A 22,599-nucleotide genomic window follows, 5' to 3' on the forward strand; every position below is an offset into this window, starting at 1 on the left:
CGCTGCACGGCGCAGAGCCTGAGCGCACCACAGGCCGATCCAGGCGGCGCCACAATCGCGGCTCGCTCCCCGTCCCCTTCGGCCCGCCCAGCCCACTCCCGCATGTCCGCCCCGCCCGCCGCGCCCGCCTCCCCGCCCGACTTCTCCTTCCGCAGCATCGCCATCCCCGCCTTCGGCCCCTCACTGCTGTTCGGCCTGGGCGAGGGCGCCATCCTGCCCATCATCCCGCTCATGGCGCGCGAGCTCGGCGGCTCCGTGCCCATGGCCGCGCTGATCGTCACGCTGATCGGCCTGGGTTCGCTGCTCTCCAACATCCCGGCTTCGCTGATCACCATGCGCTGGGGCGAGCGCGGCGCCATCGTCGCCGCCGGGCTCTGGAGCGCCGTCGGCATGGCGCTGTGCGTGTTCACCGGCCACCTGGCGCTCTTCGCGCTGGGCTGCTTCATGGTGGGCATGTCGCAGGCGGTCTACAACCTCGCGCGCCAGAGCTACATGACGGAGGCCGTGCCCCTGCACTACCGTGCGCGCGCGCTGTCCACGCTGGGCGGCGTCATGCGCATCGGCATGTTCATCGGGCCGTTCCTCGGCGCGGCGGCCGTGCACGCCTTCGGCCTGCCGGGTGCCTTCGGTGTCGGCATCGCGGGGGTGCTGGCCGCAGCGGCGCTCGGCTCGCGCGTGCCCGACCTGCCAGTGCCCCCGCCGCCGCCCGGCCAGGCCGCGCCGGCGGCCACCAGCATCGCCTCCATGCTGCGCGACCACCGCCGCACCTTCCTCACGCTGGGCCTGGGCGTCACGCTGCTGAGCGCCGTGCGCGCCTCGCGCCAGGTGGTGATCCCGCTGTGGGCCGACCACCTGATGCTGGCGCCGGCCGTGGCCTCGCTGGTCTACGGCCTGGCCGGCGGCATCGACATGCTGGTCTTCTACCCGGCCGGCAAGCTCATGGACCTCAAGGGCCGGCGCTGGGTCGCGGTGCCGTCCATGGTCATCATGGGCCTGGGCATGCTGGCGATGCCCTTCACCGCGGGCTTCAACACGCTGCTGGTCGCGGCGCTGGCCATCGGCTTCGGCAACGGCATCGGCTCGGGCCTGATCATGACGCTGGGCGCCGACCACTCCCCACGCCATGGCCGCGCGCACTTCCTCGGCGTGTGGCGGCTGATGGCCGACATCGGCTCCTCCAGCGGGCCGGCGCTGCTGTCCTTCCTGGCCGGTGCGCTGTCGCTGGGCTGGGGCATCGCCGCCATCGGCCTCGTGGCCTTCGCGGCGGCCGGCGTGCTGGCGCACTTCATTCCGGCGCGCGTGCCGCGCTGACGCCGCAGCGCTACGCCTGCTCGCGCAGCATCTGCGCGAAGGCCTGGGCCGCCGGCGACAGCGCGAGGCTGCGGCGCTGGTAGACGAAGAACTCGCGGTTCAGCGCCGGCGCGCGCAGCGCCAGGAAGCGGATGCCGAAGTTGGCCGCGAAGCTGCGCGCGTAGTCGGGCACCATGGCCACGCCGAGCCCGGCACCGACCAGCGCCAGCGCGGTCGTGAGGTAGCGCACCTCGGTGGCGGTCTGCATCGACAGCGAGGCATCGTGCGCGTGCAGGCGCTCCTCCACGTAGCGGCTGAAGTCGCCCGAGTAGACGACCCAGCGCTCGCCCTGCAATTCGCGCCACTGCACGGCCTCGCGCGCCGCCAGCGCATGTGTGGCGGCGCAGACCAGGCGCATCGGCACGTGCATGAGGAAGCTGCGCGTCACGTCCTCGCCGGTGGCGCGTTCCGGGCCGATGCCCAGCTCCGCGTCGCCGCGGCGCACCGTGCCCACGATGTCGCCGGCCGAGCCGTCGACGATGCGCAGGCCCACCTGGGGATGCGCGCGCTCGAAGCGCGCCAGCACGCCCGCCACCCAGGTGCAGGCCATCAGCTGCGGTGCCACCACGCGCAGCACGCCGCTCTTGAGCGAGCGCAGGTCGCCCGCGCCTTCCTCGATCTGGCGCAGGTCGTCGAGCATGCGCCGCGCCAGTGGCAGCAGCTGCTGGCCGGCCTCGGTCAAGGTGACGGCGTTGCGCGTGCGGTCGAACAGCTTCACGCCGAGTTCGTCCTCCAGCTGCTGCACCAGCATGCTCACCGCCGACTGCGTGAGGTTCAGCTGCCGCGCAGCCAGCGTGAAGCTCGCGCTGCGCGCCACGACCGAGAACGCACGCATCTGGCGGAGGGTGAGGTTCATGTGCGCACCATTGTGGCGCCGGGCGTGGCCATGGATCAGAAAACCTGATGCGTCGATCAAGGGAATTCGTTGGCCTGATGGCCTGGCGCCCTCCACAATCCGCGCCCTATGCATGTCGCCGTCATCGGGACCGGCATCGTCGGAAGCTGCACGGCCGCCTGGCTGCAGCGCGACGGTCACCAGGTCACCTTCTTCGATCCGCTGGAACCTGGCGAAGCCTGTTCCTTCGGCAACGCGGGTTCGCTCTCGCCGAGCGCCTGCCTGCCGGTGGGCATGCCGGGCATGTGGAAGCGCGTGCCCAGCTGGCTGCTCGACCCGCTGGGGCCGCTCACGGTGCGCTGGCGCCATGCGCCCGTGGTCCTGCCCTGGCTGGTGCGCATGCTGCGGCATTCCTCGCGCGAGGAGGTGACGCGCATCGCCACCGCACTGCGCAGCCTGCTCGTGCCCATCTTCGACTGCTACGGCCCGCTGCTGCAGGACGCCCAGGCCACCGATCTGGTGCGCCGCAGCGGCTGCCTCTACGTCTATTCCTCGCGCGAGAAGGCCGCGCAGTGGGCCTGGGGCATGGGTCTGCGCCGCTCGCTGGGCGTGCAGATGCGCGACGTGGAACGGGACGAACTCGAGCAGCTGGAGCCCGACCTCAAGGGGCGCTTTCGCTTCGGGATCCTGGCGCCCGAGAACGGTTCCACGACCGACCCCTCGGCCCTGGTCAAGGCGCTGCACGCGCACTGCATGGCGCGCGGCGCGGTGCACCTGCGCAAACGCGTGGCCGGCTTCGAGCGGCAGGGCCGCCGGGTCACCGGCGTACGCACCGACGAAGGCGCCAGCCTGCCCGTCGATGGCGTGGTGGTGGCCGCGGGGGCCTGGTCGGGCCGGCTCGCGGCGCAGCTGGGCTCGCGCGTGCCACTGGAAACGCAGCGCGGCTACCACGTCACCGTGCGCAGCTCCAACCTGCAGCTGCGCCACACCGTCATGGCCGTGGAGAACAACCTCATGGTCAACCCCATGGCCATGGGCCTGCGGCTGGCCGGCACGGTGGAGTTCGCCGGCCTCAAGGCACCACCGCGCTACGAGCGTGCCCAGGCGCTCCTGCGGCTGGGCCAGCAGCTGTTCCCGCACCTGGACACCAGCGAGACAACGCAGTGGATGGGCCACCGGCCCTGCCTGCCCGACAGCCTGCCCGTGGTGGGCCGCGCGCGCAGTGCCGACAACGCCTGGCTGGCCTTCGGCCATGGGCACATGGGCATGTGCATGGGGGCGAGCACGGGGCGCGAGGTGGCGCACCTCGTGGCGGGGCGGCCCACGCAGGTCAACCTCGCGCCGTTCCGGCCCGATCGGTTCTGACATGCAGGACATCGCACTGGTCTGCACCGCAGGCTTCGCCGACGTGCTGACGCTGGCGCGGCAGAACCGCAGCGATCCCTACGCGCTGCACGTGCCCGCCTCGCCCTGGCCACAGCTGCTGCCGGCCGCCTGGCGCATCGAAGCGCGCGGGCGCATGGACGCCACCGGCGCCGAGGTCGAGCCACTGGACCTGGCCGGCGTGCTCGACGCGCTGACCGCACTGCCGCGCCCGCCCGCCGGCATCGCGGTCTGCCTGCTGTTCGCCCACCGCAACCCGGCGCATGAGCGCGCCCTGGCGCAACGCATCGCGGCCCTGTGGCCGGGCATGCCCGTGGCCTGCTCGCACGCCGTGCTGCCGCAGGACGGCGAGTACGAGCGCACCTTGGCGACCGTGCAGGCGCTGGGCCTGGATGCGCCGGCGTCGGCCGCAGAGCCCGCGCGCGCGTGCGGCCTGCCGCAGCAGCTGGAGGCGCTGGCCGACCGCATGCAGCAGCGCCTGGTGGCCGAGGCCGTCTCCAGCGTGGTGCGCGAGGCCATGGACTGCGCCGCTGCCGTGTTCCTGCCGGACGGCCGGCTCGTCGCCCAGGCGCGCACGCTGCCGCTGCTGCTGGGCAGCCTGTCGCCAGCCGTGGCCGGGCTGCTCGCGCTCTACCCCGCCGCCAGCATGGCCGAGGGCGACGGCTACCTGCTCAACGACCCCTGGCATGGCGGCACGCACCTGCCCGACCTCACGCTGGTGCGCCCGGTCTGCGTGGACGGCCGCACGGTGGCGCTCGTGGCCTGCGTGCTGCACCACCAGGACGTGGGCGGCATCGCGCCCGGCTCGGTGCCCACGCACGCGAGCAGCATCCAGCAGGAAGGCCTGCGCATCCCGCCCACGCCGCTGGTCCGCGCCGGCCAGATCGACACCGCGCTGCTGCGCCTGCTGCGTGCCAACAGCCGCATGCCCGACAACCTGCAGGGCGACCTGGCCGCGCAATGGGCCTGCCTTGCGCAGGGCGCGCAGGAACTCGCCGACCTGTGGCAGCGCACGCCCGGTGCGGCCGCGCACTGCGTTGCCGCGCTGGCCGCCTCGGAAGCCGCGGCCCGCGCCGCACTGGCGGCCGCACCCGACGGCGACTACGCCTTCGAGGACGCGCTGGACGGCGATGGCATCACGGCCGCGCCCGTGCGCGTGGCGGTGTGCATCCGCAAGCGCGGCGATGCGGCCGAACTCGACCTCACCGGCTGCGCCGACCAGACCCAGGGGCCCGTGAACGCCGCGCGTGGCGCCGTGCAGGCCGCGGTGGCCTACTTCGCGCGCATGCTCGCGCCGCAGGCCGCACCGAACGACGGCAGCCTGGCCCCGCTCACGCTGCGCACGCGGCCCGGCAGCATCGTCGACCCGGCCTTTCCGGCCTCTGTCAACGCGCGCACCAACCTCGTCAAGCTGCTGGCCAACGCGCTGCTGGGTGCCTGGGCGCAGGCCCTGCCGGCGCGCATGCCGGCGCCCAATGCCGGCGAGGCCGTGGTGCTCTCGCTGGGCGGCACGCGGCCCGATGGCACGCCCTGGCTGCTGACCGAGATCATCGCCTCGGCGGCCGGTGGCGCGCCCACGGGGCCGGGCGGCTCGGGCGTGTCCACCGATGTGGGCAACGCGCGCAGCACGCCGGCCGAGGCCATCGAGGCCCAGGCGCCGCTGCGCGTGGAGCGCGTGGCCGTGCGCGCGGGCTCGGGCGGCGCGGGCCGCCACTGCGGCGGCGACGGCGTGGTGCGCGTCTACCGCCTGCTGCACGGCAGCGGCAGCATCTCCTACCGCGGCGAACGCCACGGCATCGCGCCCCAGGGCGCGGCCGGCGGCCTGCCGGGCGCCTGCGCCGCGGCGCGCATCGAACGCGCCGACGGGCGCGTCGAGCCCCTGCCCGCCAAGGCCCGTGCGCAGTGGCAGGCCGGCGACCGGCTCGTCATCGAGACCGCAGGCGGCGGCGGCTGGGGACAGCCCCCGGCACAGGCCAGCGCATGAGGCCACCGCATGCCGCCCGCCCTGCACGGTTCCTGCTTGGCCGCCCTGATCCCTTTCCATCTCCGGAGTGCTCCATGACCCAGCCCATCTCCCGCCGCCAGTCCCTGCGCCGCCTTGGCGCCGGCACCGCCCTGGCCGCTGCACCGCTGCTCGCCCAGGCCCAGGGCGGCAAGACCATGCGCATCGTCGTGCCGTTCCCCCCCGGCGGCAGCACCGACCTGCTGGCGCGCCGCATCGGCGAGAAGCTGTCGGTCGCGCTCGGCCACACCGTCATCGTGGAGAACCGCGCCGGCGCCGGCGGCACGGTGGGCGCCGACTACGTGGCCAAGTCCGCGCCCGACGGCATGACGCTGCTGATGGGCGTGACGGGCAGCAACGCGATCGCGCAGGCGCTGTACCCCAAGCTGCCCTACGACGTGCTGCGCGACTTCGCGCCCGTGTCCATGGTCGTGAGCTCGCCGCTGGTGGTCACCGTCAACCCTGCGGTCAAGGCCGACACCATCGCCGGGTTCATCGCGCTGGCCAAGGCCAGGCCGGGCTCCATCAGCTATGGCTCGGCCGGCAACGGCACTTCCATGCACCTGACGGGCGAGATGTTCAAGCAGGCCACGCGGACCTCGATGGTGCACATCCCCTACCGCGGCAGCGCGGGCATGCTGCAGGACCTCATGGGCGGGCAGATCGAGGCGACGTTCGGCGACCTGCTGGTGGTGATGCCGCAGCTCGAAGCCGGCAAGCTGCGCGCGCTGGCCGTGACCTCGAAGCAGCGCCACCCCATGCTGCCCAAGGTGCCGACACTGGCCGAGAGCGGCTACCCGGGCTTCGAGGCGCTGTCCTGGCAGGGCCTGTTCGCGCCGGCCGCCACGCCGCCGGATCTGGTGGCCCGCATCAGCGCCGAGGTCAACAAGGCCGTCAGGACGCCGGAGATCGCCGACTTCTTCGCCGCGCGCGGTTTCCTGATCGAGGGCACGACGCCGGCCGCCTTCAAGAGCCTGATCGAGGCCGACGTGAAGAAGTGGTCGGCCATCGTCAAGGTGTCCGGGGCCAAGGCCGACTGATGGAAGGGCCGATCGAACGCATCGGCGCGGTGGTGCGCGCCGGCCAGCGCCAGCCGATCTCGGCCGCCGTGGCCTGGGACCGGCTGGTGTTCGTCTCCGGCCAGGTGCCGATGACGCCGGCCGGCCCGGCCGCGCCCGACATCGCAGGCCAGACGCACGCCACGCTGGACGCCATCGAACGCATCCTGCGCGACGCGGGCTGCACGCTGGAGGACGTGGTCAAGACCACCGTCTGGCTGACCGACGCGGCGGACTATCCCGCCTTCAACGCGGCCTACGCCGAACGTTTTCCGGCCGACCAGGCGCCTGCACGCTCCACCGTGATCGCCGGGCTCATCGCACCCGTGAAGGTGGAGATCGAGGCCGTCGCCGTGCGGCCTGCGGCTTAGAACGTGTTCACGGTCTATCCGGGGTCGCGTTCCTAGAGCCGCCAGGCCTGGGCCCAGGCCCACACGCCGTCCAGCAGTTCTTCCATCACGTCGCCGTCGCTGCGCCCGCTGCGCCCCAGCACCTGGAATCCATGGTCGGCTTCGGCGATGCCGAGGTGCGTGGCGATGCCGCCCAGCCGCTGGGCCGTCTCGGCATAAGGCCCCGGTTCGGCCAGCGCATCGCGCGTGCCGCGGACGAACAGCATGGGCAGATCGATGTCCGCCAGGTGGGCGGCACGCTCCACACCGGGCCGGCCCGCCGGGTGCAGCGGAAAACCCAGGAAGATCAGGCCCTGCACGCCGGACAGCGGCAGGGTGGCCTGGGCTTGGGAGGTCATGCGCCCGCCGAAGGATTTGCCGCCCGCCAGCAGGGTGCGCCCGGGCCAGCGGGCCTGCGCCCAAGCCACCGCGGCACGCACGGTGGCGTGCGCGACAGGGGCTGCGTCCACGCGGCGCGAGCCGGCCTGCATGTATGGGAACTGGTAGCGCAGGCAGGCGATGCGGCGCTCGGCCAGCCCCTGGGCGACCGCCGCCATGAAGGGATGCGCCATGCCGGCACCCGCGCCATGGGCGAACACATAGGCAGCCTCGGCGTCGTCGGGCGTGCTGGCCACCGCATCGACGCTGTGGCCCAGCGCGGTGGTCAGCGACAGGGCCTGCGTCTGCACGCGCCAGCCCTGTGCCTACCAGCCCACCTGGCCGCGGCCCGTGTCCATGACCATGCGCGCGGCCAGGTACAGCCGCGGCGCCACGTTGGACACCAGCACGTACTCGTCGTCGTTGGAGTGCGCGCCGAAGCCGCGCAGGCCGAAGCTCTCCAGCACGCCGCCGCGCGGACGCAGGCCGGCGAAGGCGGCGTCAGTGCCGCCGCCGGTGGCGCGCTCGCGGATCTCCAGCGGCATGCCCAGGCCGCCATACAGGCCGGTGGCGTGCTGCGCCAGCGCGCGCGAGGCCGCGTTGGAAACGAAGGCCGGACGGCTGCGGTAGAAGCTCAGGTCGATCTTGGTGTCGGGGATGAGCTTGTCCTCGATCGACTTCTTCAGCGAGGCCTCCATCAGGTCCAGGTCGGCGTTGGTCAGCGAGCGCACGTCGGCGATCGCCGTGGCCTCGGCCGGGATCACGTTGCGCGAGTTGCCCGCGTTGGCCACGGTCCAGTTGATCTGCAGGCCCTTGGCCGGGTCGCCGAACTGGCGGCTCTTGAGCATCTGGTGCGACAGCTCGTACAGGGCGTTGCGGCCCTGCTCCGGCGCCGCGCCCGCATGGCTGGCCTTGCCGGTCACCTTCATCTCCACGATGGCGATGCTGCTCGTGGCCAGGCGCACCATGTCGCCGCCCTGGGCCGTGGCACTGCCGCCGCCTTCGAACGAGAACACGGCGTCGTAGGCGCCGCCCAGTTCCGTGAGGAACGGGCCAGAGCCGGGCGAGCCCACTTCTTCGTCGCCGTTGATCAGCACGCCGAGCTCGGCATAGTCGTTGAAGCCGTTGCGGGCCAGCATCTCGACGACGTGCAGGATCAGCGCCACCCCCTGCTTGTCGTCGGCGATGCCCAGGCCGTAGGCACGGTCGCCGTCGATGCGGAAGGGCTGCTTGGCGCCCATGCCGCGCGGGTAGACCGTGTCCATGTGGGCGATCAGCAGCACCTTCTTGGCGCCGCGGCCCTTGCGGGTCGCGTAGACCATGCTGCCGAGTTCCGCGCCCTTGAGCTGCGGGTGGAAGCCGGGTGCGCGCGTGGGCTTGATCTCCACCTGCATGCCGGCCTTGCGCAGCCGCTCGGCCACGGTGTCGCCGAGCTTGCGCAGGCCCTCGAGGTCGCGGCTGCCGGACTCGATGCCGACCAGGGTCTCCAGCGTCTTGAGGTAGGGGCCGACATCGGCCTGCGCCTGCTCACGCAGCTTGGCGTCGACCGGCACGGCCGCTGCTGCGGGCGCGGCGGCCGGCTTGGACGCTGCCGCCTGCGACGGGGGCATCGGCGCGCAGGCGCCGAGCAGCAGCGCGGACGCCAGGGCGCCGGCCAGCAGGGACGGGCGGCGGGCAAGGGCAAATGACATCGAGAACTCCTGGAAAACGAAAAAGGCGCGCAGTGTAAAACCCCTGCGCGCCGCGCTGCGCACGGCCGTTCAGGCCGCCACGCGCCGCAGCCGCTGCACCCGCCACAGCAGCGTGGCCGTGATGCTGAGGTTCAGCAGGTTGAACGCGATGCCGTTGAGAAAGGCCGCGTGGTAGCTGCCCGTGAGGTCGAACACCTTGCCCGACATCCAACTGCCCAGCGCAATGCCGAACAGCGTGGCCATGATCGGCGGCGCAGCAAGTGAACGCAGCACTAGCAGACACGGGCGTCGGAGTCGGCGGGCGTTGAGCCAGATGCGCCAAAGCGCCCCCGTGTCGACGCCAGTGTTCCATCGCTACCATCACATGCGAACTTCACTGAGAGCTGCCAACCGATGCGAGCAAACTTGATCGTCCTCCGAAGGAAGCCGGATCGAATACTCAATTGGGCCATCTTCTCCTTGGCAGCAGTAGCACTCGTCGCAGCTGTCACGATGGCGGCGCTCGGCCTCGAGCAAGAGTTGATCTTTTTTTTCACTTGGGCTTTCCTGTACTTCTGCTGGGATTTCCGAGGACGTGTCTGCCAAGACGCGCGCGAGGTCACGATTGATCCTCAGAGCCGGACAGTGGCAGTTTCCGAACTGCGGACCTTCGGTGGAGTCAGGACTGAAAGGTACGCAGTCGAAGAGTTCGCAACATGCGCCTCCTACTTCCCGCCAGGTCCCGCCGGGGGTGTCGTCTGGGTCGAGCTGTTCACCAGCCTTCCGAAACGGGGGCTGCTGATGTGCGCGTTTTCTGGCTGTAAGAATGATGAAGAGCCGCCCGAGGCACGGCAGCTGAGAACGTTGCTGGTCTCAGAGCTACACGTGGAGGACGGCGGCTTTCAAAACGGAATGTTCAAACCGAGACGACTGCGACGCCCCAGAGCCTGTTGAGAGACCTGAACAAGATTTTTGCCCTGTTGAAGCAAAGCAGCGGCACGCAGCGCTCCAATCACGCGGGCGCGTCCGAGAACCGCCGCAGCCGCTGCACCCGCCACAGCAGCGTGGCCGTGATGCTGAGGTTCAGCAGGTTGAACGCGATGCCGTTGAGGAAGGCCGCGTGGTAGCTGCCCGTGAGGTCGAACACCTTGCCCGACATCCAGCCGCCCAGCGCCATGCCGAACAGCGTGGCCATGATGACTGTGCCCACCCGCGCGCCGGCCTCCTGCGGCGGGAAGTACTCGCGCACGATGATGGCGTAGGACGGCACGATGCCGCCCTGGAACAGGCCGAACAGCGCCGAGATCAGGTACAGCGGCACCAGGCCGTCGAAGGGCAGGAACAGCAGCAGCGCCACGCCCTGCAGCGCCGAGCCCAGCAGCAGCGTGCGCAGGCCGCCGATGCGGTCGCAGATCCAGCCCGAGAGCAGCCGGCTGACCACGCCGAAGCCCAGCATCAGCGCCAGCATCTCGGCGCCGCGCGCCGCGCCGTAGCCCAGGTCGCCGCAGTAGGCCACGATGTGCACCTGGGGCATCGCCATGGCGACGCAGCAGGCCAGGCCCGCCACGCACAGCATGCCCTGGGCGGTGCCCAGCGACAGGCCGAACGGTCGGCCCGTCACGAGCGCAGCCGCCGAGGCCGCGGCCGTGCCTTGCGGCGCCACAGCCACGGCCGGCGGCCGCTGGCGCATGCACAGCGCCAGCCCGCCCACCGCGAGGCTGCAGAACACCGCCATGCCCAGGTAGGTCTGGCGCCAGCCCACGGTCTCGATGAAGTGCTGCGCCACCGGCGGCCAGACGGTGCCGGCCAGGTAGTTGCCGCTGGCGCACACCCCGACGGCCATGCCGCGGCGGCGCTCGAACCACAGCGCGGTGTCGGCGATCAGCGGCGCGAAGCTGGCCGAGCAGCCCAGCAGCCCGACCAGGAGGCCCTGCGCCAGCGCGAAGCCGAGCAGGCTCTCGGCCGTGGCGCTGGCCCAGTAGCCCAGGCCCAGGCACAGGCCGCCCAGCGCCAGCGGCCAGCCGATGCCGAAGCGGTCGGCGAGCCGGCCCATCAGCACGCCGCCGATGCCGAAGCCCAGCATCAGCAAGGTGTAGGGCAGCGAGGCATCGGAGCGGGCCACGCCGAACTCGGCCTGCACCGCGGGCAGCGCCACCGACACCACGTACATGCCCCCGTTGCCGACCGCCATCAGCAGCAGCGCGATACCGAGCCGGAACATGGCGTAGCGCGAATCCACGCCGGGGGTCGGCGGCTTGTGTGTCTCCATGGCTTTTTCTTCTGAGAGTGCGGGCGAAGCCCGGACCCTACACCAGCCCGGGAAGGATCACAGTCCCAGCAGCCCCAGCGCCAGCCGGTGCGCGCGCGAGGCGGGGTCGGCCAGTTCGTTCAGCACGTTCATGTGGTTGCGGCCGGGCACGGTCTCGCAGACCGGCACCGCGGCCTCGCCCCAGCGCGCGCGGATCAGCGCGTTCTGGCGCTGGAACTCGGCGCTCTCCTCGCCGCCGACCAGGGCCAGCAGCGGGCCGGCGGGCGCCGGCATCCAGGCCGGGCTCAGCTGAAGGGCCGATTCCTCGGTCAGCTTGAGGTCGGGCGCCAGGAAGGGCGCGTGGCGCAGCGGCTCCAGTTCGTAGATGCCCGACAGTGCCAGCGCGCCGCGCAGCGGCTGCGCCGGCATGCGCCGCTCGATGGCGCGCCAGTTGCAGGCCAGCAGCATCGCGGCCAGGTGGGCACCGGCGCTGTGGCCGGCCAGCGCGATGCGCTGGCGGTCCACGCCCAGCGCGTCGGCCTCGCGCCAGATCCAGGTGACGGCCTTGACCATCTGCTGCACGATCTGCGCGATGCTGGCATAGGGCGCCAGCGCATAGTTGGGCAGGATCACCGAAACGCCGGCCGCCACGAAATGCTCGGCCACGAAGCTGTGGTCGCGCTTGTCCAGCGCGCGCCAGAAGCCGCCGTGGATGTAGACCAGCAGCGGGGCGCCCGCCGCGCCGTCCGGCTGCGCGGCCGGGAACAGGTCCAGCGTCTCCTTGGTGCCGTCACCGTAGCGCAGGTCGAGCTTGCCGCGCAGCTTGCCGCGCGTGGCCTTGGACGCGTCCGTCCAGTGCTGCAGGATCTGCGGGTGCTCGGGGATGGCGGCGCGGGTGTGGTACTGGGCGTCGTACCAGGCGGGGTCGTGTTCGGGCATGGGCGTCATTGTGCGGGCTTCTTCCTGGCCGCACGCGGCGGGTTGGCCTCGCGCAATGCGGCATCGACCATGGCATCGGCCATCCACAGCGCGGTGCGCTCGACCTCGCGATCGCTCACGCCCCAGATGTCCTTCAGGATCACATAGGGCTCGATGCCGTAGATCACCGAGAGCGCGCGGTGCAGCCGGTCGTACACCGCCTTCGGCAGCTGCGGCGCCAGCGGCTCGAGCGCGTGCTCGAGGATGCGCACGCGGTGGCCGCGGCGGAACGGCTCTTCCTCGAGCAGGCCGGCGCGCTCCTGCGCCCATTGCTCCAACGACAGCAGGGCCGCGGCGCGCAGCTGGGGCTCGAACTCCTTGAAGCGCGGGAAGGTCTTCTTGAACAGCTCGTGCAGCCGCGCATGGCCGTCGGGCAGGTCCGACGCATGGCTGCGCACCGGCCCCAGCGAGGCCTCGATCACGGCGGTCAGCAGCGCGCTGCGGCTCTTGAAGTAGCGGTACGCGGTGGCGCGCGACACCTTGGCGCGCACCGCGGTCTCGGCCACGGAGGGAATGTGGCCACCGTCCTGGATGATGGCCATGGCCGTCTCCAGCAGCAGCTTGAAGGTGGCCGCCTTGACACCGCGCTCGGGCGGCTGCGGAGGGGGGCTGTGCGGGAACTTGGGGCGCGCCATGCGGGTTTGTCCGGGTCTGGGTGTGTTGTTTGTGTCTTGCGCGGCGAGACCCGCTCATTATGATGCGCCCATCCCGTTGTGAGACACCTGTCTTAAAACGGACATTCGATCTCACAGCCAGGGCACCGCCCTGCGACATGTGCGGCACCAGGAGACAACCAGATGCGGCTTGCCAGCTGGCGTTGGGGTGGTACGGACCATGTGGGGCTGATCTCGCCCGACGGACGAGAGGCCACGCCGCTCGCGTGCGGTGACGCCAGCCGTGGCGTGCACCCGCTCATCGAGGCTTTGGCCGAAGGCCGGCCGCTGCCGCGCGAAGCGGGCACGCGCCTGCCGGTCTCGGCCATCAGCCTGCGTGCGCCGCTGCCGCGCCCGCACCGCAACCTGTTCTGCGTGGGCCGCAACTACCGCGCCCATGCGGCCGAGCTGGCTGGCACGGTGTTCCGCGACAGCCTGCCGAAAGAAGACGAGTGGCCCATCGTCTTCACCAAGACGCCGCAGACCGTCATCGGTCCCTACGACACCGTGCGCCTGCCGGGCCGCGCCGTCACCGAGCAGATCGACTACGAGAGCGAACTGGCCATCGTCATCGGCAGGCCGGGGCGTGACATTCCCAAGGGTCGCGCCATGGAGCATGTGCTGGGCTACACCGTGGTCAACGACGTCAGCGCGCGCGACGTGCAGACGCGCCACCAGCAGTGGGACCTGGGCAAGAGCTTCGACACCTTCTGCCCCATGGGGCCGTGGATCGTCACCGCCGACGAGCTCGACGGCCGCGCCACCCGCGTGCGTGGCTGGGTCAACGGCGAACTGCGCCAGGACGGGCGGACCGAAGACATGATCTTCGACATCCCCACGCTCATCGAGACCTGCTCGCGCGGCATCACGCTGCTGCCGGGCGACATCATCGCCACCGGCACGCCCTCGGGCGTGGGCATGGGCTTCAAGCCGCCGCGCTGGCTGAAGGCGGGCGATGTGTTCAAGGTCGAGATCGACGGCATCGGCGCCATCGAGAACAGGTTCCAATGAGCTTGCACCTGATCGAACGCATGGTGGCCGAGGACGAAGGCGAGGGCGATGCCGTCGTCTGCATCCACGGCCTGGGCGGCAGCGCCAACACCTTCGGCCCGCTGATGCCCGCGCTGCAGCGCCACCGCGTGCTGCGGCCGGACCTGCCGGGCAGCGCGCGCTCGCAGCGTGCGGAAGGTGCGCTGACGATCCAGCGCTACGTGGACGCCGTGCAGGCCTTTTGCGGCCGCGCCGGTATCGTGCGCGCCCACGTGCTCGGGCATTCGATGGGCACCATCGTGGCCCAGCACCTGGCCGTGCAGAACCCCAAGCTCGTGCGCAGCCTGGCCCTGTTCGGCCCGCTGATGGCGCCGCCCGAGCCGGCCCGCAACGCCATGCGCGCCCGCGCCACCAAGGCCCGCGGGGGCGTGGCCACCATGCACGAGATCGTCGACCAGCTGACGCAGGTGGCGGTGTCGTCAGAGACGCGACAGCAGCACCCGCTGGCCGTGGCCTTCGTCCGCGAGAGCCTGATGCGCCAGGAGCCCGAGGCCTATGCGCGCAGCTGCGAGGCGCTGGCCGGCGCCGAGCCAGCCGCCGTCGACCGCATCGCCTGCCCCGTGCTGCTGGTCACCGGCGACGAGGACGGCGTGGCGCCGCCGCAGAACGTGCGCGCCATGGCCGAGAAGATCGCCGGCGCGCGCGTGCTGGTGCTGCCGCGCTGCGGCCACTGGACGCCCGTCGAGAAGCCCGAGGATTGCCAGCGCGCGCTGCGCGAGTTCCTGGCCAGCGTAAGGAGCTAGCCATGGCGGACGTCCATTTCACCAACGTGCGCATCTTCGACGGCGGCGGCGAGCAACCCTTCATGGGCGAGCTGCTGGTGTCGGGCAACCGCATCCACCGTGTCGTCAAGACCGGCTTCGGCCAGCGCAGCCAGCCGGTCGCCGGCGCCATGGTCATCGATGGCGGCGGCGCCTTCCTGATGCCGGGCATGGTGGAGTCGCACACGCACTTCAGCTGGAACGACCAGCCCAGCCTGGACGCCATCCAGCGCATGCCGCCGGAGGAGCACATCCTGTGGTGCGCGGAAGTGGCCAAGCGCTACCTGGACATGGGGTGGACGAGTTGCGTGGGCGCCGCAGCGGCCAAGCCGCGGCTCGATGTCGTCATCCGCAACGCGATCAACGACGGCACTATTCAAGGCCCGCGCTACCTGGCCGCCAGCCAGGAGATCACGGTGCCCGGCGGCCTGGGCGACACCACGCAACCGCACCTGCCGCAGCCCGAATTCGCGTTCGGCGCCGTGGTCAGCGGCGCCGAGGAGATGCGCCGCTGCGTGCGCATGTTCGCCAAGTACGGCGTGGACACGCTCAAGATCAACCTGTCGGGCGAATCGATCACCGGCATGTCGTCCGAGCGCAGCCAGTTCACGGCCGAAGAGGTGCGCGTCTGTGTCGAGGAAGCCAAGGCCTGGGGCAAGCGCGTGGCCGCGCATGCGCGCAGCACCTGGGCCATCAAGCAGTGCGTGCAGCTGGGCATCGAGGTGATCTACCACGCCAGCTTCTGCGACGAGGAGGCGCTGGACCTGCTGGAGGCGCACAAGATGCAGCACTTCGTGGCGCCCGGCCTGGCCTGGCTCATCCGCACGGTGAACAACGCCAGCGAGTACGGGCTGACGCCCGAAGTCACCCGGAAGATGGGCTACCACCGCGAGCTGGAATGCGCGGTGGCCAGCATGCAGGCGCTGCGCAAGCGCGGCGTGCGCATCCTGCCGGGCGGGGACTACGGCTTTGCCTGGACGCCGCACGGCACCAACGCGCGCGACCTGGAGTACTTCGTGAAGGTCGTGGGCATGAGCACCATGGAGGCGCTGCTGTCGGCCACGGCCTGGGGCGGGCCGATGATGCAGCACGGCAAGGAGATCGGCTACCTGCGCGAAGGTTGCTACGCCGACCTGCTGCTGGTCGACGGCGACCCGCTGGCCGACATCACCATCCTGCAGGACAAGGCCCGCATCCTGGCCGTGATGAAGGACGGCGCATTTCACCGCGCGCCGCCGGTGCGCGAGGGCAGCGGCTCCGCCTACCTGCGCGAGTTGCGCCCCATGAACCGCTGGGCGGCTTGAGGAGAACACCATGGCCGACGTTCTGTTCACCAACGTGCGCATCCTCGAAGGCGGCACGCAGCCGCCCTACCAGGGCAGCGTGCGCGTCAGCGGCAACCGCATCCGCGAGGTCGGCCGCAGCCTGGCGCCCGTGGGCGGCTTCAACAGCGGCGTGCAGGTCATCGACGCGGCCGGCGCCACGCTGATGCCCGGCATGTGCGAGGCGCACACGCACTTCAGCTGGAACGACGCGGCCACGCTGGCCGCCATCCAGGCCATGCCGCTCGAAGAACACGTGTTGTGGTGCGCCAAGGTGGCGGGGCGCTATCTGCAGGCGGGCTTCACATCGTGCGTGGGCGCGGCCTGCGCCAAGCCGCGGCTGGACGTGGTCACGCGCAACGCGATCAACAAGGGCCAGATTCCAGGCCCGCGCTACCTGGCCGCCAGCCAGGAGATCACGGTGCCCGGCGGCCTGGGCGACGAGACGCTGCCGCACCTGCCCTTCCCCGAATTCAGCTTCGGCGTGAACGTGAACGGCGCCGACGACATGCGCAAGGCCGTGCGCAGGTTCCTGGCCTATGGCGTCGACTCGATCAAGCTCAACCTCTCGGGCGACAACTTCACACCGCAGTCGCCGGCCGGCACCACCTGGATGACGGATGCCGAGGTGGCCGCCGCGATGCAGGAGGTCAAGATGCGCGGCAAGCGTGGCGTGGCCCATGCGCGCTCGGCCGACAGCGTCAAGCAGGCGCTGCGCCACGGCATCGAGCTGATCTACCACGCCAGCTACACCGACACCGAGACGCTGGACCTGCTGGAGGCCGCGAAGAACGAGGTGTTCGTCGCGCCCGGCATCGCCATCCTCTACGCCATGCTGCACGAGGCCGAGCCCTTCGGCATCACGCACCAGATGGCGGTGGACATGGGCTACCAGGACGAGTGGGACAACGCCATCGAATCGCTGCGCGCCATGCACAAGCGCGGCATCCGCGTGCTGCCGGGCGGCGACTACGGCTTCGCGTTCACCCCGCATTGCCAGAATTCGCGCGACCTGGAATTCTTCGTCAAGTATTTGGGCATGACGCCGATGGAGGCGATCCGCTCCACGGCCGAGTTCGGCGGCCCGGTCATGAAGCAGCCGCACGACCTGGGGCTCGTCAAGCCCGGCTACCTGGCCGACCTCTTGCTGGTCGATGGCGACCCGCTGGCCAACCTCGCCATCCTGCGCGACCCCAAGCGCATCCTGGCGGTGATGAAGGACGGCGTGTTCGCGAAGGCGCCGCCGGTTGCAAGCGAACGCAGATGGGAGCGTGCGGCATGAGCAAAGGCGCCCGTCTGGCGCTCTGGCTGCTGGTCGGCGGGCCGATCCTGGTGTTCTCGCTCTGGGCGCTGTTCGACAACGCGCGGCTGTACGTGGTCACCATGCTGAACGGGCTGACGCTGGCCTCGCTCTACTTCATCGTGGCGAGCGGCTTCACGCTGGTGTTCGGCCTCATGCGCAACGTGAACCTGGCGCACGGCTCGCTCTACCTGCTGGGCGGCTACGTGGGCTATGTGGTGGCCGACAAAACCGGCTGGTGGCTGCTGGCGCTGGCGGCGGGCTTCGCGGCAGCTGCGGTGGCCGGCCTGTTGATCCAGGTGCTGATCCTGCGCCGCATGCAGGGCCAGGACCTGCGCCAGACGCTGGTGACCATCGGCCTGTCCATCGTGATCGCCGACGTGCTGCTGTGGGTCTTCACCGGCCAGGTGCACCAGATGGAGGCGCCCGAGTGGCTGCAAGGCCCCATCCGCGGCCTGCCGCTGATCAACGCCTACGGCGCCTTCCGCCTGAGCCTGCTGGGCTTCGGCCTGGCCATCGGTTTCGGCCTGTGGTGGCTGCTGAACAAGACCCGTGTGGGCGCCATGATCCGCGCCGGCGTGGACGACCGCGGCATGCTGGCCGCGTCGGGCGTCAACGTGAACCTGGTGTTCGCCATCACCTTCATGCTGGGCGCAGGCCTCGCGGGCTTCGGCGGCGTGATCGGCGCGGTGGAACTCTCCATGGTGCCGGGCGAAGACATCCGGCTGCTGCTGGCCTCGCTCATCGTGGTGATCGTGGGCGGCATGGGCAGTGTGGTGGGCGCGGCCATCGGGGCGGTGATCCTGGGGCTGGCCGAGACCTACGGGCTCGCCTATGCGCCGACCTACAGCGTGGTGTTCACGTTCGTGATCCTGATCCTGGTGCTGGCGTTCCGGCCGCGCGGGATCATGGGGAAGGCGGCTTGAGATGGACGCTTGTGTGTTTGATCCTCCTGGTCTGGCGGTTCAGCAAACCGTTGCGATGCACAGCGGAGGTACAAGGCCGGTGCGGGACCCCGTCGACGGTGTACTCCACTCCGCGAATGTCCCCCGCCCAGGGCCGCAGGCGGCCCGGGGCTCCTCCTTTATTTCGCTGCGTGGAGCACACCATCGGCGTGGTCATGAAGCGTCGCGTCGCACCAGCTCGCACGACGCGACGTGTCCAGGGTCGAGGGCATCGGGTGGTCTCTGCAGCGAAATCAAGGAGGAGCCTGGGCCGCCTGCGGCCCTGGCGGGGGACATTCGCGGAAGAGGCCACCCGGTGGCCGCGGCCCACGCACCACGTCAGGGGCTCCTGCCATGAGCGCCTCTCAATGGCGCCGCGCCATGAACCGCCAGCCGACGGCGCCCATCACCCGGCCGCGCCCCGGCGCAGCACCCGTCGCCGCCACCACGCCGCAGCCCCGCACCGCCGCCTGGCCCACGCTCCGCATCCGCCACGGCATCGTGATCGCAGCCGCCCTGCTGTTCCCCTTCGTCGCCACGCCCTTCTTCACCTACCAGGTGGTGGCCCAATCCCTGGTGCTGGGCCTGATCGCCCTGTCGCTGACCTTCCTGGGCGGCTACGGCGGCATGGTGTCGCTGGCGCAGATGACGGTGGCCGGCATTGCCGGCTATGGCGTGGCGGTGCTGGGCACCAGCAGCAGCGCGGCCATCAGCCTGGGCTGGCCCTGGTGGGTGGCGGTGCCGTTCGCGCTCTTGATCGCGGTGGCCTGCGCCGCGCTGATCGGCTGGCTGTCGGTGCGTACCGAGGGCATCTACACCATCATGATCACGCTGGCCATCGGGGTGGCGTTCTACTACCTGGTGCTGCAGAACTACAGCATCTTCAACGGCTTCCAGGGACTGCGCGAACTTCACCCGCCCGACGTGTTCGGCGTGGACTGGCGCAAGCCGGTGCCGTTCTACTTCCTCGCGCTGGCCTGCGCGCTGGCGGGCTACGGCCTCGTCAAGTGGATCGTGCGGGCACCCTTCGGCGTGGCGCTGCAGGGCGTGCGCGACAACCCGCGCCGCATGGCCGCGCTGGGCTACAACGTGGTCGCGCACCGCGTGGCGGCCTATGCATTCGCCGGGCTGCTGGCGGCAGTCGGCGGCATCCTGCTGGCCTGGTACAACGGATTGATGACCCCGGGTTCGGTCGGCACCAGCTGGCTCATCAACATCCTGGTGGTCGCGGTGCTGGGCGGCATGCGCCACCCGATCGGCGCGTTCATCGGCGCGGTGCTGTTCGTGCTGCTGCAGACCTTCGCCATCGACCTGGTCGACCGCGAACGCTTCAACCTCGTCATCGGCGGCGTGTTCCTCGCCATCGTGCTGTGTTCCCCCGACGGCCTGCTCGGACTGTGGGCGAAGGCGCGTGCGCGCTTCGCGCCCAGGCAGACCATGACAACGCCAACCCCAAGGAGACAAGCGTGAACATGAAAAGAACTCTGCTGGCCATCGCGGCCACTGCGGCCGTGACCGGTGCCTGGGCCCAGGGCGGGCCCATCAAGATCGGCCTGCTGGCCACGCTGGAAGGGCCGTTCGCGGCCGGCGGGGCCGACGGCATGCGCGGCGCCGAGCTGGCCGTCAAGGAACGCGGTGGCATGGTGGCGGGCCGCAAGATCGAGCTCGTCAAGGCCAGCTCGGACGCCAAGCCCGATGTGGCCGTCAACGCCACGCGCAAGCTGGTGGAGCAGGACAAGGTGGAGATCATGGTCGGCCCGCTGTCGGGCGGCGAAGGCATCGCCGTGAAGGACTACTCCAAGACCCAGCCGCAGGTGACCTTCATCAACGGCGCATCGGGCGCGCAGGGCACCACGCTGGACAGCCCCAGCCCCAACTTCTACCGCTTCAACACCGAGGGTGCGCAGTGGATGGTGGGCCTGGGCCAGGCCGCGCTGGACAAAGGCTACAAGCGCGTGATGGTGATCGCCGAGGACTATGCGTTCCCCTATTCGCAGGTGCAGGGCTTCATGTCGGAGTTCTGCGCCAAGGGCGGCAAGGTGCCGGTGAAGGCATGGGTGCCGCTGGGCGGCAAGGACTACAGCTCGGTCATCGCGCGCATCCCCAAGGACGTGGACGCGCTGCTGGTGGTGCTGGGCGGTGCCGACGCGGTGAACTTCCTCACGCAGTACGAGAACTCGGGCGGCGACAAGCCCATGCTGGGCGGCTCCATCACCGTGAGCCAGGACGTGCTGAACTACCGCGGCAAGCGCCGCGATTCGCTGGTGGGCACGCTGTCGGCCGGCCCGGTGGCCGACAGCTACGACGGCGCCGGCTGGAAGGCCTTTGTGGCCGACTACCAGAAGACCTACCCGGTCTCGGCCGGCGCGTTCCCCAGCCCCAGCCTGTTCGCCTATGTGTACTACACCAACATGAAGGCCGCGCTGGACGGGCTCGATGCGGTGAAGGGCGATCTGTCGGGCGGCCAGGCCAAGTACCGCGAGGCGCTGCAGAAGATGGTGCTCAAGACCCCCACCGGCGACGTGCGGCTGGACGGCAACCGCCAGGCCATCGGCACCACCTTCGTGACCGAGGTGGTGAAGGACGCACAGGGCAACCTGACCACCAAGGTGGCCAAGAAGGTCGACAACATCGACCAGCTGCTGGGCATGAAGAAGGAAGACTTCAAGATGGGCACGCGCGACGTGCCGAACTGCCCGTAACGGAGCCGGCGCGCATGGCCACTGTCACCCCGCTGCGTCCTGCCACCCGGTCCGGCGCCGCCCCGCGCGCGCTGGCCTCGGGCGACGCGCTCGCGCTCGAAGGCGTCACGCGCGCCTTCGGTGCGCTGCGCGCCGTGGACGACGTGAGCTTTTCGGTGGCGGCCGGCCAGCGCTACGCGGTGCTGGGCAGCAACGGCGCAGGCAAGACCACGCTGTTCAACGCCATCACGGGCGACTTCCCGCCGACCAGCGGGCGCATCCGCTTCTTCGGCGAAGACATCACGGCGCTGCCGCCCCACGAGCGCATCCGCAAAGGGCTGCGGCGCACCTACCAGTCCTCGCTGCTGTTTCGCGAGCTCAGCGTACGCGACAACCTGTTCCTGGCCGTGCGCGGCGTCGCCAACGGGCGCTTCAGCCTGCGGCGCGCCGGGCCGGGTCATGGTTCGGCCCAGGCGACCGAGGAACTGCTGGAGCGCGCGCGCCTGTCGCACATCGCCGACACGCTGGTGGCCGACCTCGCCCACGGCCAGCAGCGCCAGCTGGAGATCGGCATGGCGCTGGCTGGTGCGCCGCGGTTGATCCTGTTCGACGAGCCGGCCGCCGGGCTGTCGCCGGCCGAACGGCGCGAACTGGTAGCGCTGCTCAACGCGCTGCCGTCGCACATGGGCTTCGTGATCATCGAGCACGACCTGGACATCGCGCTGCGCGTGACCGAGAAGGTCACCGTGATGCACAACGGCCGCGTGCTCAAGACCGGCACGCCGGCCGAGATCGAGAACGACGGCCAGGTGCAGGCCATCTACATGGGAAGCAAACACTGATGGATGCGCCACTTCTGGCCATCGACGGCCTGGACGTCTACTACGGCCGCGCCCACGCGCTGCAGGGCATCGGCCTGGCACTGGAGTGCGGCGTGCTCGGCATCGTCGGCCGCAACGGCATGGGCAAGACCACGCTGTGCAACGCCATCTGCGGCCTGCTGCCGCCCGTGGGCCGCGCCACCGGCAGCGTACGGCTGCAGGGCGAAGAGATCCTGAGCCTGCCGCCCGAGCGGCGCACCAAGCGCGGCATCGCCTACGTGCCGCAGGGGCGGCGCGTGTGGCCTTCGCTGACGGTGGACGAGACGCTGCGGCTCGTGGCACCGAAGCGCCGGGATGTGGACAAGGTTTACGCCATGTTCCCGCGCTTGGCCGAACGCAAAAGCAACGGCGGCGCACAGCTGTCGGGCGGCGAGCAGCAGATGCTGGCCATCGGCCGCGCGCTGTTGCTGGAGCCCCGCCTGCTGGTCATGGACGAGCCGACCGAGGGCCTCGCCCCGGTCATCGTCGAGCAGGTCGCCCGCGCACTGCGGGCCCTGGCGGCCGACGGCAAGATCGGCGTGCTGCTGATCGAGCAGAACCTGGGCGTGGCCATCGAGGTGGCCGACCGCATCGGCGTGATGGTCAACGGCCGCATCGCGCAGCTGATGCCGGCGGCCGAACTGGGCGCCGACCGCGCGCTGCAGGAGCGGCTGCTGGGCGTGCGCACCGGGCCGGACGAAGAGATCGAAGCGGCGCCGACGGTGGAAAGCGCGCGG

19 protein-coding genes and 2 pseudogenes are annotated in these 22,599 nt (G+C 70.8%); 14 read left to right on the forward strand and 7 right to left on the reverse strand.

What is annotated here, in order from left to right; translation table 11 throughout:
* The first annotated feature begins 102 nt into the window (after window positions 1–102).
* Entirely contained in the window at window positions 103–1,311 is a 1,209-nt protein-coding gene (locus DES41_RS35080; protein WP_114472318.1) for an MFS transporter, read from the forward strand.
* A 10-nt stretch (window positions 1,312–1,321) separates the two neighbouring features.
* On the opposite strand, the gene DES41_RS35085 is transcribed toward DES41_RS35080, so the two are convergent.
* Window positions 1,322–2,206 carry a LysR family transcriptional regulator gene (locus DES41_RS35085; RefSeq protein ID WP_114472380.1) on the reverse strand — a complete coding sequence of 295 codons (885 nt, stop codon included), beginning with the start codon at window positions 2,204–2,206 and terminating at the stop codon, window positions 1,322–1,324.
* 108 nt (window positions 2,207–2,314) lie between these two features.
* Between DES41_RS35085 and DES41_RS35090 the strand changes: the two genes are divergently transcribed.
* The 4 genes from DES41_RS35090 to DES41_RS35105 all read left to right on the forward strand — a co-directional run bounded on the left by DES41_RS35090 (window position 2,315) and on the right by DES41_RS35105 (window position 6,999).
* Complete coding sequence (locus DES41_RS35090) at window positions 2,315–3,550, forward strand: NAD(P)/FAD-dependent oxidoreductase (RefSeq protein WP_114472319.1); 1,236 nt, start codon at window positions 2,315–2,317, stop codon at window positions 3,548–3,550.
* A 1-nt stretch (window position 3,551) separates the two neighbouring features.
* Window positions 3,552–5,552, forward strand: coding sequence for a hydantoinase B/oxoprolinase family protein (locus DES41_RS35095; protein ID WP_170168393.1), 2,001 nt, complete (start codon window positions 3,552–3,554; stop codon window positions 5,550–5,552).
* Between the two features lie 74 nt (window positions 5,553–5,626).
* Window positions 5,627–6,610, forward strand: a complete 984-nt coding sequence (locus tag DES41_RS35100) for a tripartite tricarboxylate transporter substrate binding protein (protein WP_114472321.1) — start codon at window positions 5,627–5,629, stop codon at window positions 6,608–6,610.
* Entirely contained in the window at window positions 6,610–6,999 is a 390-nt protein-coding gene (locus DES41_RS35105; protein WP_114472322.1) for a RidA family protein, read from the forward strand. The genes DES41_RS35100 and DES41_RS35105 overlap by 1 nt, the downstream gene beginning before the upstream one ends.
* Window positions 7,000–7,031: 32 nt before the next feature.
* Here the strand turns inward: DES41_RS35105 and DES41_RS35110 are convergent, their stop codons facing one another.
* From DES41_RS35110 to DES41_RS35135, 6 genes and pseudogenes are all read right to left on the reverse strand, one after another.
* Window positions 7,032–7,706: an alpha/beta hydrolase family protein gene (locus tag DES41_RS35110; protein WP_114472323.1), complete on the reverse strand. Its 675-nt coding sequence runs from the start codon at window positions 7,704–7,706 to the stop codon at window positions 7,032–7,034.
* Window positions 7,707–7,721: 15 nt separating this feature from the next.
* Window positions 7,722–9,086 carry a glutamate carboxypeptidase gene (locus DES41_RS35115; RefSeq protein ID WP_114472324.1) on the reverse strand — a complete coding sequence of 455 codons (1,365 nt, stop codon included), beginning with the start codon at window positions 9,084–9,086 and terminating at the stop codon, window positions 7,722–7,724.
* Between the two features lie 69 nt (window positions 9,087–9,155).
* A pseudogene (locus tag DES41_RS35120) lies at window positions 9,156–9,332 on the reverse strand (MFS transporter); the annotation flags it as partial.
* Between the two features lie 745 nt (window positions 9,333–10,077).
* Window positions 10,078–11,334 carry an MFS transporter gene (locus tag DES41_RS35125; RefSeq protein WP_114472325.1) on the reverse strand — a complete coding sequence of 419 codons (1,257 nt, stop codon included), beginning with the start codon at window positions 11,332–11,334 and terminating at the stop codon, window positions 10,078–10,080.
* 57 nt (window positions 11,335–11,391) lie between these two features.
* Window positions 11,392–12,252, reverse strand: coding sequence for an alpha/beta hydrolase (locus DES41_RS35130; RefSeq protein ID WP_114472381.1), 861 nt, complete (start codon window positions 12,250–12,252; stop codon window positions 11,392–11,394).
* A 5-nt stretch (window positions 12,253–12,257) separates the two neighbouring features.
* Window positions 12,258–12,926, reverse strand: coding sequence for a TetR/AcrR family transcriptional regulator (locus tag DES41_RS35135; protein WP_114472326.1), 669 nt, complete (start codon window positions 12,924–12,926; stop codon window positions 12,258–12,260).
* 162 nt (window positions 12,927–13,088) lie between these two features.
* On the opposite strand from DES41_RS35135, the gene DES41_RS35140 reads away from it, so the two are divergent.
* The 9 genes and pseudogenes from DES41_RS35140 to DES41_RS39715 form a co-directional block, all read left to right on the forward strand.
* Entirely contained in the window at window positions 13,089–13,955 is an 867-nt protein-coding gene (locus DES41_RS35140; RefSeq protein WP_114472327.1) for a fumarylacetoacetate hydrolase family protein, read from the forward strand.
* Window positions 13,952–14,737 (forward strand): alpha/beta fold hydrolase, encoded by a 786-nt coding sequence (locus DES41_RS35145; protein WP_114472328.1) that lies wholly within the window; start codon window positions 13,952–13,954, stop codon window positions 14,735–14,737. Before DES41_RS35140 ends, DES41_RS35145 begins: the two co-directional genes overlap by 4 nt.
* A 2-nt stretch (window positions 14,738–14,739) precedes the next feature.
* Window positions 14,740–16,059, forward strand: coding sequence for a metal-dependent hydrolase family protein (locus DES41_RS35150; RefSeq protein WP_114472329.1), 1,320 nt, complete (start codon window positions 14,740–14,742; stop codon window positions 16,057–16,059).
* 10 nt (window positions 16,060–16,069) lie between these two features.
* Window positions 16,070–17,359 (forward strand): metal-dependent hydrolase family protein, encoded by a 1,290-nt coding sequence (locus DES41_RS35155; protein ID WP_114472330.1) that lies wholly within the window; start codon window positions 16,070–16,072, stop codon window positions 17,357–17,359.
* Window positions 17,356–18,303 carry a branched-chain amino acid ABC transporter permease gene (locus DES41_RS35160; RefSeq protein WP_114472331.1) on the forward strand — a complete coding sequence of 316 codons (948 nt, stop codon included), beginning with the start codon at window positions 17,356–17,358 and terminating at the stop codon, window positions 18,301–18,303. The genes DES41_RS35155 and DES41_RS35160 overlap by 4 nt, the downstream gene beginning before the upstream one ends.
* Before the next feature lie 372 nt (window positions 18,304–18,675).
* Window positions 18,676–19,791: a branched-chain amino acid ABC transporter permease gene (locus DES41_RS35165; RefSeq protein ID WP_211333152.1), complete on the forward strand. Its 1,116-nt coding sequence runs from the start codon at window positions 18,676–18,678 to the stop codon at window positions 19,789–19,791.
* Between the two features lie 2 nt (window positions 19,792–19,793).
* Window positions 19,794–21,023, forward strand: a complete 1,230-nt coding sequence (locus tag DES41_RS35170; RefSeq protein ID WP_114472333.1) for an ABC transporter substrate-binding protein — start codon at window positions 19,794–19,796, stop codon at window positions 21,021–21,023.
* Between the two features lie 14 nt (window positions 21,024–21,037).
* A complete protein-coding gene (locus tag DES41_RS35175; RefSeq protein ID WP_114472334.1) occupies window positions 21,038–21,844 on the forward strand; it encodes an ABC transporter ATP-binding protein in 807 nt (268 codons plus the stop codon).
* Window positions 21,844–22,314: pseudogene (locus DES41_RS39715) on the forward strand (ABC transporter ATP-binding protein); the annotation flags it as partial. The gene DES41_RS35175 and the pseudogene DES41_RS39715, both read left to right, overlap by 1 nt.
* Window positions 22,315–22,599: the final 285 nt, after the last annotated feature.

Origin of the sequence: Pseudorhodoferax soli, assembly GCF_003337555.1 — a bacterium.
Classification (GTDB): domain Bacteria; phylum Pseudomonadota; class Gammaproteobacteria; order Burkholderiales; family Burkholderiaceae_C; genus Pseudorhodoferax; species Pseudorhodoferax soli.